The organism is Dyadobacter sp. 3J3, from assembly GCF_009801115.1.
Classification (GTDB): domain Bacteria; phylum Bacteroidota; class Bacteroidia; order Cytophagales; family Spirosomataceae; genus Dyadobacter.
The window spans coordinates 58,414-74,608 of record NZ_VTOL01000022.1; the positions used below are offsets into that span (position 1 = coordinate 58,414).

Genomic DNA, 16,195 nt, shown 5'->3' on the forward strand with positions numbered 1-16,195 from the left:
TGTTGAGTATGTTGATAATGATGATTGCAAACTCCCTCTCAAAATAAAGATTATTAGCCTTGTCATCAACTGTTTACTCATCTCTTTTTAAGGCTGTAACAATTTCAACCGGAGCGATGCTGCTGGCAACGGCTTCTGTTGACCAAAAGGAATCATATTCTGAGGCGGTTGCCGATTGGGCCATACTTTCCGATACTATTGGGGATACCACAAAAAAAAATGTGGATCGTGCAGGAAATCAATTGATTATGCGTTGGAAAGATTATTATTCCAACAAGTTTGCACAACCCAGGCCAAGATCTCCATTTTACCTTAAAGATCCGGCCAATATTTCAACTTCGATCTTACTGGATAGCAGCGGTAAAATAGCCGTTAGTGAGAATATAACGACTCCGACAGGCAATCTGGATTATCGTGCTCCGGAAACCATGGAGCTTGAAACGTATGACAAAGCATTGCAGGATCGTGCGTTTAAAAGTCTGCTTAGGGAATATTCATCGAGGCAGGATGGCCAGAGTGCCATGGGCGCACGAGGACTTTTGCCAAAACTGGATGTTCCGCCGGCACTTTCTAAAATTCTCGGAGATAAATTCCTTGACTTTAAACCAACAGGATTTGTTGCACTGGACCTTGGTGTAATGAACCAGTTTATTGACAACCCGGCTCTTCCAATCCGCCAGAGAAGGAATACCAATTTTATTTTCAACGAGCAGATCGCTATTAACTTCAACGCCAACCTGGGTGACAGGCTTGGGTTTTTGACCAACTTTGATACAAAAGCGAGCTTTAACTTTGAAAACGCATTAAAGCTGAATTTTAAAAATCCAGAGGAAAGTTTTCTGAGAAAAGTAGAAGCAGGAAATATAAACTGGGCTATCAACAGTCAATTGATTCCCGGTGTTCAAAATCTTTTTGGTTTAAAAACCGATTTTCAATTTGGACGTTTGAGTGCAACATTTGTAGCATCGCAGCAGCGTTCAAGTAAAGAACGGATTGTTTTGCGAGGAGGAGCGCAAAGCCGGGATTTTGAAATCCGTGTTGATACTTATGACGAAAACCGCAACTTTTTCCTTTCCCAGTTTTTCAGGAGCAAATACGAAGCTGCTTTAAAAAATACGCCACAGATTACTTCCGGTATTACCATTACCCGGATGGAGGTTTATGTGACGAATAGAACCACCACAACAGAATCTTTACGAAACGTGGTCGGTTTTACGGATTTGGGAGAACCTGCACCTTACAGAACCGGTAATACAAATCTCCAGCCAATTCGGTCTAATTTACCAGCCGATAATGCTACCAACGGATTATTTCAGACACTGGTAAATAATACTGCATTCCGTCAGGTTGATAATACCAATTCTTCAATCACAAGTCTGGGGCTTGAAAAAACCGTAGATTATGAATTGTTGCGAGGGGCTAAAAAGCTGCTACAAGATCGGGAATATACGTTTCATCCGCAATTAGGATTTATTTCGTTAACTACACCATTGAGAAATGACGAGGTTCTGGGTGTGGCTTACGAATATACTTACAATGGAAGATCTTATAAAGTCGGGGAGCTTACGGAGGATTATCAGAATCGTAAAGATGACGAGGTAATCGCTTTGAAATTAATCAAATCGTCCACAATTCGGAACAATACGAAATTGCCGATGTGGGATTTGATGATGAAAAATGTCTATACACTTGGAACCAGTTCCATTGATAAAACCGGATTTCAACTTCGTGTTATTTATAAAGATGACCTTACCGGGATAGATAATCCCAACTTACAGGAAAGTAATCTGGCCAATATTCCATTAATACGCGTCATGGGACTTGACCGTTTGAACCCGGTAAATGATTTACAGCCCGATGGAAATTTTGACTTTGTAGAGGGTGTTACCATTGATACAAAAATGGGCCGTGTGTTTTTCCCGGTTCTGGAACCATTCGGATCTAACCTGACATCCAGAATTTCAGATGAGGCATATCGTTCAAAATATGTATTCAACGAGCTTTATCGCTCGACGATGATCGATGCGCAGCAAGTAACAACCCGTAATAAATTTTACCTGAAAGGTACGTACCAATCAAGCGGCGGGACGGAAGTTTCATTGCCTTATGGTGTTTTGGAAACATCGGTAACGGTGACTTCGGGTGGTGTGCCCTTGGCGGCGGGTTCTGATTATATTGTTGAAGCACAAATTGGCCGTGTCCGGATTCTGAATAGCAGTGTGATGAATTCGGGGCGTGAAATTGTGATTGAATACGAACGTCCGGATATGTTCCAGAATCAAATCAGAACGTTATTGGGAACTCACCTTGACTATGTTTTCAACCGGGATATCAGTTTGGGTATGACAGCGATTCGCTATCATGAAAAACCTGCCGGATTTTTGACACGTGTAGCCATCGGCAATGAACCGGTAAACAATACAATGCTTGGTTTTAATATCAACATTCGTAAAAATTTACCTTTCCTGACCCGCTGGCTGGATGCACTTCCGTTGTTACAAACAAAGGAAATGTCTTCGATTCAGTTCAAGGGTGAGTTTGCAAAATTACTACCTGGTGTTTCTAAAGAAGTAAATAACCGTTCTCTTGTGGATGACTTTGAATCGACAAGGACAGTTTATGATTTGGCTCGGCAACCGCAAAAGTGGAGGTTATCCGCGGTGCCTCCAAAATTCCATGAAGGCTTTGACGGCAAATCGCTGAACTATGGATATAAAAGAGCGAAAATATCTGCTTATGTTGTTGATAACCTTTTCGGAGGATCGGCAGGTTTAGGTGGTACTGCCCAGCCTCCAACAAATATTACCGAAGCAGATCGCCAGAATTTTTATGAAAGATTATATCTGCCCAAAGATATTTTCCCCGCCAGATCGGTAGCGGGATTGATAAACTATCCTCAAAATGTTTTGGATATAGCTTATTATCCTGCGGAACGCGGAATGTACAATTATACATCAGAGCTTGATGCGAATGGTCGTTTGGTTACGCCAAAAGCAAACTTCGGTGGATTAAGCAGAGCAATTACCTCTGATAATGACTTTGACAACGCCAACATTGAAAGTATTGAATTCTGGATGCTGGATCCTTTTATTACGGATGCAGATAAAGGGAAAGTAAATGACGGCTTTGTAAACAAACCGAATACTACGGGTGGAAAGTTAATCTTCAATCTGGGTGATATTTCAGAAGATGTAATTCCAGACGAACGATATAATTTTGAGAATGGATTACCGATTGCCCCAAAGGTGGTAGGTGACAATGTTGAACAAACCATTTGGGGGCAGGTTACGAAATCGCAATACCTGATCAATGCGTTCAGTAACGAGGCAGGGGCACGCCAAAAGCAGGATGTTGGTCTGGATGGATTGAGTAATGAAGAAGAAAGAACATTTTTTAAGGAATATCTGGACCGCTTGCCTGCAAACCTGACAGCGGACGCCAAAGCAAAAATACTTGCGGATCCGTCGGGAGATGATTTCAAATATTTCCTTGGAGCTGACCTGGATGCGGCGGGTTTGTTGGTTCTTCAACGTTATAAGGACTATATCGGAATGGAGAATAACTCTCCGGAAAGTGCAGGTAATGCGTCAGAAATCACACCTGCCTCAACCAGCATTCCGGACGGGGAAGATATGAATGTTGATAATACCATCAACGATAACGAAGCATACTACCAATATCAGATTGATTTGCAGCCAGGCCAACTTAAAGTGGGTAATGGATATATAGTTGATCAAACAACAACAGACGGGCAGAACTGGTATTTGTTCCGGGTTCCCGTAAAAAACCCTAATATGCCTAATGTTGGAACGATCAACGGGTTTAAATCTATTCGTTTTATGCGCATGTACCTGACTGATTTTCAACAACCGGTAGTGTTGCGTTTTGCACAGCTTCAAATGATCGGGCAGCAATATCGTAAATATACCAATAATCTGGACGTGGCCGGGTTGCAGGAAGTTCCTGAACCGTATGATGCCAAGTTTACCGTTGGGACAGTAAGTATTGAAGAAAATAGTGGAGCTGCGAAGGATCCGGTGACCGGTGTTACAAAAAAATATGTATATCAATTACCTCCGGGATGGGAGCGTGATCAGGATTTTACGCAAAGACCAAGTTTGCAGCTTAATGAGCAATCGATGAGTTTGTGTGTTACAGATCTTCGGGATGGTGATTCAAGAGCAGTTTACAAAAATGTCAATCTTGATCTGTTGTTCCGCAAGCGCCTTAGAATGTACATACACATGCAAAACGATGCGAATGAAAACAGCATGGTAGGTGCATTCATGCGCATCGGTACTGACCTAACTCAAAATTATTACGAAATTGATATTTCTAACCTGACGTCAACGGCTGAGGGTGTTATTGACCGTGCATTGATCTGGCCTGAAAATAATGAACTGAATATCGCCCTGGCAGACCTTGTGCTTGCCAAAACAAATAGAAATAAAGCTATTGGCAGAAATCAGAGTACACCATACGTGATGACGACATCGGATGGAAGATATAAAATAACGGTGGTCGGAAATCCGGATTTAAGTGCGGTCCGTGTGATGATGATTGGTATGCGAAATCCAAAATCGGCTGACGAACGTTCCAAATCGTTTTGTATCTGGACTGATGAAATGCACGTAGAAGGTTTTGATGACCGCGGCGGCTGGGCGGCTATCGCGCAATTAAATGCAAAACTCGCAGATTTTGCTACGGTAACAGCTTCGGGACATATTGAGACTTTCGGTTTTGGCAGTGTTCAGCAGCGGATCGGGGAGCGTTCACGAAACCTGACTACGGAATATGGTTTTTCATCCAATATTGCCGTTGATAAATTATTACCTCAGGAATGGGGTTTCAGTATCCCTTTATTTGTAAGCTATGACCGGCGAAATGTAAAACCGCATTTCGATCCGCTCGACCCCGACGTTTCATTGTCAACCACGCTGGCTAATTTACAATCAGATGAGGAGCGGGATGGATACCGGCGACTTGTAGAGGAAAATGAGGTCCGGCGAGGGATAAACTTTTCTAACGTTAGGAAAATAAAAACGAAACCCGGAGTCAAAAACCATTTCTTTGATTTTGAAAACTTTTCCTTTAATTATGCTTTCAGTGATGATACCCGAAGGAATATTCTAACGCAGGAGTATAACCAACGTGCGTACAAAGGAGGAATAAATTATATATTCAGTAGTCAGCCAAAGCCGTTTGAACCTTTCAAAAAAATGAAAGCAACAAATCGGTATGCAGAGTTTGTCAGGGATTTCAATGTGACATTACTACCAAACATGGTTTCCTTGCGTGCTGATGTCGATCGCCGCTTTGGCAGAACACAGCTAAGGAATTCTGATCTGACAACGGATGGTCAAGTGCCAATGTTTGAAAAATATTTTTGGTTTAACCGCTACTATGACTTTGGCTGGAATCTGACCAAAAACATGACTTTGTTATACAATGCTTCTGCGAATTCGATTATTGATGAGCCAATGGGAGATCTTAACACGTCGCAAAAGAAAGATTCGCTATGGCGTAATTTCATGAAACTGGGCCGGATCAAGAATTTTAATCAGGAAATAAAGTTAACCTATCGTTTGCCACTGGATAAGATACCTCTTCTGGACTGGATGACAGCTGATTATTCGCATAGGGTAAAGTTTAATTATCAGGCAAATGCATTGGGCTTGGTCGATAGTGATAGTCTTCCTTTTGGAGATATTATCAGGAATGAAAGAGAAAGAGGGATTTCAGGAAAAGTGGACTTTGTAATGCTTTACAACAAATTACGTTACCTGAAATTTGCAAACACGCCTTCTGCACAGAAAAAGAATTTTGCAAGAAGTCCGGGCGATATTGAAGATATTGATATGCGGTCAACAGATCTTCTTAAAAATATTACCCGTGTGCTGATGACAGTACGTGGTATCAATGTGAGTTACTCGGTTTTGGAATCTACTGCACTTCCGGGATATTTGAGGGCACCGAAACATTTTGGTCTTGACAATGCCAATGCACCGGGACTGGGTTTTGTACTCGGCCAGCAGGACAGGAATTTCCAGACCAAGGCAGGGCAGAAGGGATGGATCACCGCGAGTAAGGAACAAAACCAGCCATTCCAGCAAACCATTGCCAAAATTTTTGCGGCCAATACTTCGCTTGAACCTTTCAAGGATTTCAGGATGCAGATTGAAGTAAGGCTTACCAGGCAGGATGCTTATCAGGAATTTTACAGGCCGGATTCTACCGGAAATTACGCACACGAAAATCCATTGCGGAATGGCCAGTTCAGTATGTCTTTTATGTCGTTCAGAACCGCATTTGCCAAGATACGGAAAGATAATTCTTCACCTGTTTTTGATAAATTTGTTGGTTATCGCGCCATACTTCGTGATCGTTTGAATAGTGAAAACGGCAGCGGAGGAGAATATAATGAAAACTCCCAGGATGTTTTGATATCTTCATTCTTTGCAGCTTATACCGGAAAAGATCCCAAGACGGTCCGTACCAACCCGTTCCTGAAATTTCCTATGCCAAACTGGGATATTAATTATGATGGTTTGGCAAGGCTGGCCGGATTTAAAAAGATATTCAGCAGTTTCACCATGAAGCATAAGTATGTGTCAACTTACAGTGTTGGTAACTTTACTTCCAATCTTGATTATTCCGCCTTGTATGTGAACCTTGCGGTAACGGGTTATCCACTGTCGTCCAAGACAAATTACCTTGGACAATATGTGCCGGTTTTCTCAATGAGTACGATTACGCTTTCCGAAAAATTCGCTCCATTGATTGGGGTTACTTTCCGGACGCAAAGCCGGATAACTGGAAGCATTGATTACAACCGTGACAGAACCGTTGCCCTGAATCTTTCGAACGCACAGGTTGCTGAATTGTTTAATCAGGACGTGACAGTTAATATTGGTTTTACCAAAAATAATGTTCCGCTGCCTTTCAAAATTAATGGTGTCAAAAAGAAGCTGAAAAATGATATGACCATGCAGCTTGGATTAACTTTCAGGGATACACGTTCCATCCAGCGAAAATTTGACGGTGAAAATATACCGATTGCAGGTAACATAAATTTCCAGCTTCACCCTACGGTTAATTATGTTGTCAACAATCGTTTGAGCTGTCAGTTTTATTTTGACAGGACATTTAATGACCCGCTGGTATCCAACTCTTTTTACCGGGCAAGTACTTCCGGCGGTGTTCAGTTAAAGTTCAATTTGGCAGAATAAAATTTCCATTTGGAAAATACATTGTACATCGTGTAATTTGCGCTTAAATACGATTTGAAACTTACTCTAAATATATCATGGAATTCCCTTCAGAATTAAAGTACACAGAAGATCACGAATGGATACGTATTGAAGGTGATACGGCTTTTATCGGAATTACAGATCATGCCCAGAAAGAATTGGGTGATATCGTGTATGTAGACATTAATACAGTTGGGGATTCGCTCGGAAAAGGGGAAGTCTTTGGCTCAGTAGAAGCTGTTAAAACAGTTTCTGACTTATTCCTTCCTGTTGCAGGAACGGTTGCAGAAGTGAACGACGAATTGGATGCTGAACCTGAATTGGTAAACTCGGATCCTTATGGAAGAGGCTGGATGGTTAAAGTAACCCTTGCCAATCCGGAAGACACAGAAGGTTTGCTTTCTGCCGAAGATTACAAACAATTTATTGGTGAATGATGAAAGCATAAAGGCTCCGAAGGGAGCTTTTTTTTTGCTTATTAAAAAGGAGTTTAATACAAGTGAATTAGCACACTGCTGTAATAGTTGGTGCAGATAAAATAAATTCGCTTTTTGCGGTCACAACAATTTATGAAAGTATTAATTCGATCGGTTCGAATCGTTGATAAAAAATCATCCTTCCATGATCAGGTTAGGGATATACTGATCGTGGATGGAAAAATAGCGCAGATAGGAGATGATTTGTCTGCGGAAGGAGCAGAAGTAAAAGAAGGAAACGGACTATGTGTTTCCGCGGGGTGGATCGATATGCGGGTAGCATCGCGTGATCCCGGTTTTGAACATAAGGAAGATCTCACATCGGTTCGGGAAACTGCTGCACGCGGAGGGTTTACGGAAATTGTTTTGTTGCCTAATACGCAGCCCGTTGTTGATAGTAAGGATACACTAAATTATATCCGCCAGTCGGGATTTGGAAGTCTGGTGAAATTGCATGTGGCAGCAGCTGTCACTAAAAAAACTGCTGGTGTCGATTTTACAGAAATGATCGACCTGCACACAGCCGGAGCGATCGCTTTTACGGATGGAGAATATCCTGTACAAAATGCAGATCTTTTTCTTAAAACGATTCTTTACCTGCAACCGCTCAATGCATTGCTAATGAATCGTCCTGAAGATACGCAGCTAACCATCTTTGGTCAGATGCATGAGGGGATGACAAGTACATTGAATGGCATGAAAGGGATGCCATCTCTTGCCGAAGAAATGATGCTGAACCGGGATTTGAAATTACTGGAGTATGCATTGGACAAATCGACACTGGAATTAACAGGCCATCCGATGCTGCATATTTCATTGGTTTCAACAAAAGAAGCGGTTGATCTGATTCGTAAAGCAAAGGAAAAAGGGCTTCCGGTTTCCTGTGACGTGGCGGCTCATCAGCTTGCTTTTGAGGATAAGGATTTAATTGATTTTGATACAAACTTAAAAGTAAATCCGCCATTCCGCGGTCCGTCAGACCATACCGCGATTCGTGAAGGTTTATTGGACGGGACAATTGACGCCATCGTTTCGGATCATAATCCACATGATGAAGAAAGTAAAAACCTTGAATTTGATCACGCAGATTTTGGAATCACAGGATTGGAAACGGTGTTTTCTCTTGCCAAAATGTATAGTGGATTAAATGTTGAGGATATTGTTGAGAAACTGACTACACAGCCAAGGCATATACTAAGGCTCGAAGAAACAAATATTGAAGAAGGTGCTGTGGCCAATCTGACGTTTTTTGAACCGGAAACGGATTGGACTTTCAGTAAAACTTATTCAAAATCAAAAAATACTCCATTCCTCGGAAAAACATTAAACGGCGCCGTACGCGGCGTTTTTAATAATAACCGGCTGGAGTGGTTTTAAAATTCATATTGAATGACAGGCTGATAAATCATATTCATGGTTTGCCGGCCTGTCATTCTATCATTATTTATCATGAAATCAATCTTAGAATATTTTAATAAACCTCTTTTAAAAGTGTCACTAGTTTTTGGTCTGATTACCGGACTTTTGGCTTTTGCTTTTTTTCTTGGACTTTACGCCTTGGGAATAATACCGCTTGGAAACAATAAAGTTATGGATATGGGTATCCATATTATCATGATTGCAGGTGCATGCTGGTATTTCCGTAAAAAAATTGGGAATGGTTTTCTGCATTTGTGGGAAGCGTTAACCATAGGATATGTTGTGAATACGGTAGCGGCATTTATAAACGGATGGCTTATCTATCTTTTTATCACGTATATTGATCCTTCCGTCTTTACAAATTATCTTGCTGAAATGGGCACACTTTTGCAGCAGGGAAGAGAGGAGCTTGTTAAAAACATCGGAAATGCAGAATATCTGAAAATGTTCGCCAGTATCCAGGCGATGGATCCTTCTGAAATTATTACGGATGAGATCAGTAAAAAAACGGTGATGGCAATTATTCCAATTTTGATTATATCACTTATTTTCAGAAAACAGGATTACGGAGTATTTCATAATAAACCTTAAATTTACCTTAATCACATTAAATAACGCACAAATCCTCTGATCACCCACCATGGAAGAAAAAGCATCTACCGCACGTACCGCTCTTAAATTTGGAATTCTGACATCCGTAGCCATCATGGTATTCACGACAATCCTGAATGTTTCAGGCCAGTCGCAAAATAAATGGCTGGCTATGTTATCATATATTATCATGATTGTCGGCATTGTTTTGGCTATGAAAGAATTCCGTGAAATCAACAAAGGTTTCATGACTTATGGAGAAGGGTTGGGTTTGGGGAGTTTGGTATCTGCTATTTTGGGTTTTTTTGCGTCGATGTTTGCTATGGTCTATATCAAATTTATTGATCCTACGATTATGACGCAAACATTGGATAAAGCAAGAGCGGATATGGAAGCTCAGGGACTTGACGATGCCCAGATAGACCGGTATATGGAAATGTCGCAGAAGTTCAGTTCTCCCGGAATCATGTTTGCCGCAGGTGTTTTCGGATATTTATTTATGGGCTTTATATTTTCACTGATTATCGCTGCCATTGTCCGCCGTGAAAAACCGGTTTTTGAGTAATAACAAACATTTATAAAGGATACTGCAAAAGTGTATTATTTGCCGATTGTTTAAAATATCATTTATAGAAGTCCGTTCTTCAGATTGATCGGATTACAGTCTTATTCATTTTTAGTTATAAAGTGTTTACAATTTTTCAAAAGGAGATAGGAAGTTTTTTTAATTCGCTGGTAGCCTACATGGTTATGGCGGTGTTTCTTATCGCGGTCGGGCTTATTGTCTGGGTTTTTCCGGATTCAAATGTGCTGGATTACGGATATGCAGATCTTGGGTCATTTTTCAGTCTGGCTCCTTACGTACTTCTTTTTTTGATACCGGCCATAACGATGCGTTCGCTGGCAGAAGAAAGCAGAACGGGAACACTGGAATTGCTACTTACCAAACCTATCCGTAACTGGGAATTGATACTCGGTAAGTTTTTTGCAAACTGGGTTCTTGTTTTATTAACCATTTTGCCCACATTTCTTTATTATTTCAGTATTTACAAACTGGGGAATCCGGTTGGTAATATTGATTCCGCCGCCGTTTTTGGCTCCTATATCGGACTCTTTCTTTTTAGCGGCGTTCTGGTTTCTATGGGAATCTGGGCGTCCTCTCTGAATGAAAATCAGGTTATCGCATTTATCGTAGGCGTTTTCCTGGCCTTTATCTGGTACATCGGATTTGGATCAATTTCTTCATTACTCGAAAGCGGTTTTGCAGCAGAAGTTTTCAGCTGGACCGCGTTGGATGAACAGTATCGTTCACTAGGAAAAGGGCTGATCGATTCCCGCAATGTTATTTATCTTATTAGCTTGATGGTGTTTTTCCTTTATCTGACCTACTGGCGCGTGGAAGCACTTAGGAGATAATTCTTCAGGCATGTTTTCCTGGTAAGTTGCCTGACATTTTCTGACTGTACTGTTAAGAGATGTTAACTGAATGTTATGACCCTTTCATAAATCCCCTTCCGCTGGCTCATTTGGGGTATAATTTTATTCTTCTTTTATTATTTCCCACTTTTGTTTATTCTTAAATGAAGCAATTGATCTAAGATTCTGCTTTGTACGTATATAAGAAAAACACACTAAGATGAACAACGCAAGAAGCCTTAGGATAGGAGTCCCGTCTTTTATCATAAGTACAATTTCAAATAACGGTTTTGGAAATGTAATATTATACATACCAAATAGCCAGTTCTTAGGAAATTTTATTAGCTTGCCAATAAGAAATTTAAAATTTAATGTTAAGCGACTCTTGGCGACTAGCAAAGTAAAATATTCGGAAGAAGAACTGGTGGTAGCTCTCAAAAGGAATGAGCGCGCTGCTTTTGAATTCCTGTACGATCATTATTCCGGGGCACTGTTTAATATCATATGTAAGACATTGCGTGATGAAGAACGGGCGGCAGATGTAATGCAGGAATCATTTTTGAAGATCTGGAAGAACATTGCCTCGTACAATCCGGAAAAAGGAAGACTGTTTACGTGGATTCTAAATATTGCCCGTAATGGTGCGATTGATGCCGCCCGAGTGGAAGGCAGAAAGCCTATCATGGATGATATCGAAAACCGATCGGTTCAAAATGAACCTGATGTGAGTGAAGAGTTGAATACCTCGAGTTCGGAGATTAAATCAATCGTTAATATGCTTCGGCCTGAACGAAAGATCCTCATTGATATGGCTTATTTTCAAGGCTACACACATGAAGAAATTTCAGAAGAATTGAAGATTCCGCTGGGTACAGTGAAATCAAGAATCCGAACAGCATTACAAGAGTTAAAACAATACTTTGCAGTATGAATATCCTAGCCTACATAGAGTCCGGTATATTAGAGGAATATGTATTGGGCACCGTTTCTCCTCAGGAGAAGCAGGAAGTGGAGTGTATGTCTCACATTTATCCTGAGATAAAAGACGAATTGATGCGTACAGAGAGTGCTTTGGAACAATATGCACTCAAATACCAAACGCCTCCACCTGCTTCTTTGAAAGAAACGCTTTTTGCTCAGATGAATTTCGATGAGGTTGTAAGACCTGAATCAGCAGAACCAGCCAGCATAGATGTGTCGGCACTGGAAGAAGCAGATAGAGAAAATATTATTGAAGTTTTGCCGGTTACTGAGCACATTCAAAAAGAAGAGCCAATAGCAGAAAGAAATGTTTTTACGAATGAATCAAACGCAGGCGGCACGGTAATTTACCCTGCCTGGGCAAAATTTGCAGTAGCGGCATCTATTCTATTTGCGTTACTTTTTGGTTGGTCTGCAATGAAAACGTCAGATTTGGAAAAGCAGAATGAAGAACTGGCAACCAGGACCGAAGCGATGCAATCAGATTTGGACATCTTGAAAAGGGATGAAGCATATAACCAGACATTAGCCACGCTTTACAGAAATCCTAATTTTAAGGTAGTCAGAATGGCTGGTTTGCCTAAATCTCCTCAAAGCTCTGTTGCCGCGATTTGGGATACGAAAACGAATGAAGTGCTACTGGACGTACAGAACTTACCGGTTGCGCCTGAGGGAAAACAATATCAATTATGGACCATAGTGGATGGAAAACCGGTTGATATGGGTGTTTTAGATCAGGAATTCACTAAGAAAGTTTTGAAAATGAAACAAGCTAACCCTGGTGCTGTTGCTTTCGCAATAACACTTGAAAAAACAGGTGGAAGCCCAAGTCCGACCATGGAAGATATGTTTGTGATGGGTAAGGTTTAATGTAAAAGGCAGAATCTGCTTTAAGGAATAAATAAAACGTCCGCATAGAAAGGTAACTTTCAATGCGGACGTTTTACTTTAAAAAGCTATATTATTTACACGTCAAAGATATCTTTTACCAAAACTTCAAAGCCTTCAACAACTTCGGATGATAAAATTTCTGATTCTGTAAATGGTTTTAAGCCTATGAATTTGCCTTTTTCTTTTAATTTATAAACCAATACAATATTATGATCCGGCTCTACCAGCCAATATTCTTTCACACCGTTTTCTTCATAAATCTCAAATTTCTCCTTCATCTCTTTATCAGTATTTCCAGGAGATAATACTTCAACAATTAGGTCAGGAGCTCCAATGCAGCCTTTTGAATCGATTTTATCAGGATTACAAACCACACATATATCAGGTTGAACAACAGTATGTATTTTACTATAATCTGTTTCTTTTGTTGACGTTAATCTTACATCAAATGGTGAAAGAAAAACTTTTGAGATAGTATGACGAAGATGGTTGCTGATTTGAAAAAATATCTCTCCCAGAATTAACTGGTGCACGGTGCCCGGAGACGACGAAAGATTAAATAACTTCCCTCTGATAAGCTCAACCCGCTCATCAAATGTCCAGTTTAGATAGTCATTATAGCTGTAAGTGGCATTGAAATCAAGTTGGTCTAAACTGGTGATTAACATGCACGGATTTGTTTTAAAACCTATTTGCTACTTGAATTATAGTTAAAGCTAATACAAAAAACAGAAAGCGGTATGGATTTTTAAATCGCACACCGCTTTCTGTTTTAGATTGTAGACTTATTACTTCCCGCCTTTCGCCTGTTTCAGCGCCTGAGTAGTCGTGTAATATTTAGAAATCATATTTGGAACTTCCCATTCCGGTAGTTTTCCGGCTTTCAGATATTCCATGTATTTATTGGCAACCTGGGCAAAATGCGATTCGTGACCGGTGTCGTATTTCGCAGGAATGCTAATTTCCCAGCCTTTGGCATTCTTTTTCAACTCAATACCCGGGAATTTATCCTGAACAGTTTTGAAACTTTTTGTCAAAGCTTCTTCATACCCTTTGTCCTTACTAACCTGCTCGATAAAAAGGACAGGTTTGTATTTTTGGTCTTTTCCCTGACGAACAATAAGATTTGCTTTCGAGCCTTTCATGATCGAATAATGCGTATCACCCGTTCCTTCCGGAGCCTGGAATTTCCATAACACAGATACTTTTGCATGAACGCCTTTCAATGTATAATTGATCTCGCCGTTGGAATAAACATTGAGTGTACTGTCTTTTACATCCTTTTTCAGGAATTCAGGATAGGTATCGCTTTTTGTTACCAGTTTGAATTGTGATGGTGTAAGCTGTGTCGCAGAACGTTTCGTCGAAAGCAGTTTTATATCTTTTTGGTAATCCAGAGTAACATTTGGAAAACAGCTCCATTGAACCAGATCCACCAAATGGGTTGTCACATCCACCATACCTTCTCCCTGCTGATTTACATCGAAAAACCAGGTTGGGCGTACCAATGCTTCGCCCGAAATATATTTGAAAAAATGGTGAACGCTTTCCTTTGCAACGGCCGGATCCGAAGGTGTTCCTTTTTGTAACTCACCGAAAATATCCGGAAGTTCAGCCAGTTCACGTTGTAAAGTGTTTGTGATCTCGTAACGCTCCGTCATGATATCATAAAGCAAAACCTTATTTTTTTCAGCACTTGTAAATGCTTCTTTTAACAGATCAAAACCGGCTGCGTCAATCGCCATCGGTTTGTCGGCCAAAACGTTTAAACCGGCATCAACAGATTTCTTGATAAAATCAGTTTTTTTCTGATTATTCCCAGCCAGAACGACAACGTTACCTTTCTTTTCAGATAACATTTTTTCCAGGAAATCGGCTCCGGTGTAGACTTTCTCTTCCCATTTGGTCGGATCTTCTGCCCGGGTATTGTATTTTTCTACCTTATCCAGATAAGCCTTTACGTCAGGACCTTCCGAGGCATACACATGTACGAGCGGGTTGACATCGGCGTACATTGATTTTTGAACCAATGCGGCATGGAAATGTCCGGGTTCAACCACAATCAGACTAAGTGATTTTTCTTCTTTCTGCTCCGATTTTTCTTCCTTTTTGGTAGTACATCCCTGATTCAATGCGATAATACCCGTTAAAGCGATTGTCAAAAGTTTTCCCTTCATGTAATCTTAATTGACAGTGGAAAGTTTAAATAATGATTCCGGCAAGTTGTTTTTTTGAAAATGTCTGCCCTATTTAATTAGAAGACGAAGTTTGTGTCAATCTCCCCGCACTGTCTTTGTCAATATATAAAATGGCCTCAGGATGATTCCGAAGAATAGTAGACGGAAACGCCTCACTTATTTCATCTTCAATCGTATGCTGAATTGCCTCTGATTTTTTAACACCTGGAACAATCGCGTAAGCATATTTTGCTTTTAGCAGAGCAGGAATCGTGATTGTCAGCGCATATTGCGGCACTTCATCAAAAGATATAAAACAGGCATCATTAACCTGTTGCTGGCGACAAGCTTCATCCAGACTCACTTTTTTTACAATCAAAGGATCATCAAAAAATGCAACATGCGGATCGTTAAAAGCAAGATGACAGTTTTCTCCAATACCCAGACAAACGATATCTGTCGGGAAATCGGTAAGTAATTTGGAATATCGTTCACATTCTGCTTCAATATCAGATGCATTTCCGTTCAGGTAATGAATGGAATGAAGCGGAATTTTATCAAAAAGTCTTACTTTAAGGAAATAGCCAAAGTTTTGCGAAGCGTCAGCAGGAAGTCCCACGTACTCATCCATATGAAATGCATTAATCCGCTCCCAGGCAATGTCCTTTTCTTCTGATAAAATGGCTAAAAACTCGTTTTGAGAAGGAGCAGAGGCGAAAATTATATTCACAAACTCTTTGGCTTTCAACAATTCGCGAATTTTTGCGGCTACTGTTTCGGCCGCTTTAGCACCCATTTCCTGTCTTGTATCAAATATCTTTACTTCTAAATTCCCGGCTTTCATTTCGTTTTTTTAAGTTTTTGTTTTTTCACGCAAAGTTACCCAATAAGGAATTTTGTTTCGTGATTAATAACTTTATGAAAGCTCTCTGCAGCAAAACCGTTTCTGTAATGAATTTGAATTCATCGCAAAGTTTGGTTCGGATTACTTTTT

11 protein-coding genes are annotated in these 16,195 nt (G+C 40.5%); 8 read left to right on the forward strand and 3 right to left on the reverse strand.

Translation table 11 applies throughout. The features are described 5' to 3' along the window. Positions 1-59 precede the first annotated feature (59 nt). The 8 genes from sprA (at position 60) to FZF08_RS29165 (ending at position 13,003) form a co-directional block, all read left to right on the forward strand. Complete coding sequence (sprA, locus tag FZF08_RS29130) at positions 60-7,229, forward strand: cell surface protein SprA (protein ID WP_159477542.1); 7,170 nt, start codon at positions 60-62, stop codon at positions 7,227-7,229. Positions 7,230-7,306: 77 nt separating this feature from the next. Beyond that, entirely contained in the window at positions 7,307-7,687 is a 381-nt protein-coding gene (gene gcvH, locus FZF08_RS29135) for a glycine cleavage system protein GcvH (RefSeq protein WP_159477545.1), read from the forward strand. A gap of 132 nt (positions 7,688-7,819) precedes the next feature. Further along, positions 7,820-9,103, forward strand: coding sequence for a dihydroorotase family protein (locus FZF08_RS29140; protein WP_159477548.1), 1,284 nt, complete (start codon positions 7,820-7,822; stop codon positions 9,101-9,103). Positions 9,104-9,175: 72 nt separating this feature from the next. Beyond that, complete coding sequence (locus FZF08_RS29145; protein ID WP_159477551.1) at positions 9,176-9,736, forward strand: DUF4199 domain-containing protein; 561 nt, start codon at positions 9,176-9,178, stop codon at positions 9,734-9,736. 49 nt (positions 9,737-9,785) lie between these two features. Beyond that, positions 9,786-10,301, forward strand: coding sequence for a DUF4199 domain-containing protein (locus FZF08_RS29150; protein WP_159477554.1), 516 nt, complete (start codon positions 9,786-9,788; stop codon positions 10,299-10,301). Between the two features lie 122 nt (positions 10,302-10,423). Next, the gene (gene gldF, locus FZF08_RS29155) at positions 10,424-11,152 is read left to right on the forward strand and encodes a gliding motility-associated ABC transporter permease subunit GldF (protein WP_159477557.1); all 729 of its coding nucleotides are present in this window, start codon (positions 10,424-10,426) and stop codon (positions 11,150-11,152) included. A gap of 385 nt (positions 11,153-11,537) precedes the next feature. Continuing rightward, positions 11,538-12,083, forward strand: a complete 546-nt coding sequence (locus FZF08_RS29160; RefSeq protein ID WP_229216746.1) for an RNA polymerase sigma factor — start codon at positions 11,538-11,540, stop codon at positions 12,081-12,083. Beyond that, positions 12,080-13,003, forward strand: a complete 924-nt coding sequence (locus FZF08_RS29165) for an anti-sigma factor domain-containing protein (protein ID WP_159477562.1) — start codon at positions 12,080-12,082, stop codon at positions 13,001-13,003. The genes FZF08_RS29160 and FZF08_RS29165 overlap by 4 nt, the downstream gene beginning before the upstream one ends. 95 nt (positions 13,004-13,098) lie before the next feature. On the opposite strand, the gene FZF08_RS29170 is transcribed toward FZF08_RS29165, so the two are convergent. From FZF08_RS29170 to FZF08_RS29180, 3 genes are all read right to left on the reverse strand, one after another. Next, positions 13,099-13,692: a Uma2 family endonuclease gene (locus FZF08_RS29170; RefSeq protein ID WP_200837191.1), complete on the reverse strand. Its 594-nt coding sequence runs from the start codon at positions 13,690-13,692 to the stop codon at positions 13,099-13,101. Between the two features lie 120 nt (positions 13,693-13,812). Continuing rightward, the gene (locus FZF08_RS29175) at positions 13,813-15,201 is read right to left on the reverse strand and encodes a putative oxidoreductase C-terminal domain-containing protein (RefSeq protein WP_159477565.1); all 1,389 of its coding nucleotides are present in this window, start codon (positions 15,199-15,201) and stop codon (positions 13,813-13,815) included. A 73-nt stretch (positions 15,202-15,274) separates the two neighbouring features. Beyond that, the gene (locus FZF08_RS29180) at positions 15,275-16,045 is read right to left on the reverse strand and encodes a glucosamine-6-phosphate deaminase (protein ID WP_159477567.1); all 771 of its coding nucleotides are present in this window, start codon (positions 16,043-16,045) and stop codon (positions 15,275-15,277) included. Positions 16,046-16,195: the final 150 nt, after the last annotated feature.

Excerpts from the sequence above, each read along its gene's own strand:
- gcvH (WP_159477545.1), top strand. The coding sequence starts at position 7,307 with ATGGAATTCCCTTCAGAATTAAAGTACACAGAAGATCACGAATGGATA.
- FZF08_RS29140 (WP_159477548.1), top strand. The coding sequence starts at position 7,820 with ATGAAAGTATTAATTCGATCGGTTCGAATCGTTGATAAAAAATCATCC.
- FZF08_RS29145 (WP_159477551.1), top strand. The coding sequence starts at position 9,176 with ATGAAATCAATCTTAGAATATTTTAATAAACCTCTTTTAAAAGTGTCA.
- FZF08_RS29150 (WP_159477554.1), top strand. The coding sequence starts at position 9,786 with ATGGAAGAAAAAGCATCTACCGCACGTACCGCTCTTAAATTTGGAATT.
- FZF08_RS29165 (WP_159477562.1), top strand. The coding sequence starts at position 12,080 with ATGAATATCCTAGCCTACATAGAGTCCGGTATATTAGAGGAATATGTA.
- FZF08_RS29170 (WP_200837191.1), bottom strand. The coding sequence starts at position 13,692 with ATGTTAATCACCAGTTTAGACCAACTTGATTTCAATGCCACTTACAGC.
- FZF08_RS29175 (WP_159477565.1), bottom strand. The coding sequence starts at position 15,201 with ATGAAGGGAAAACTTTTGACAATCGCTTTAACGGGTATTATCGCATTG.
- FZF08_RS29180 (WP_159477567.1), bottom strand. The coding sequence starts at position 16,045 with ATGAAAGCCGGGAATTTAGAAGTAAAGATATTTGATACAAGACAGGAA.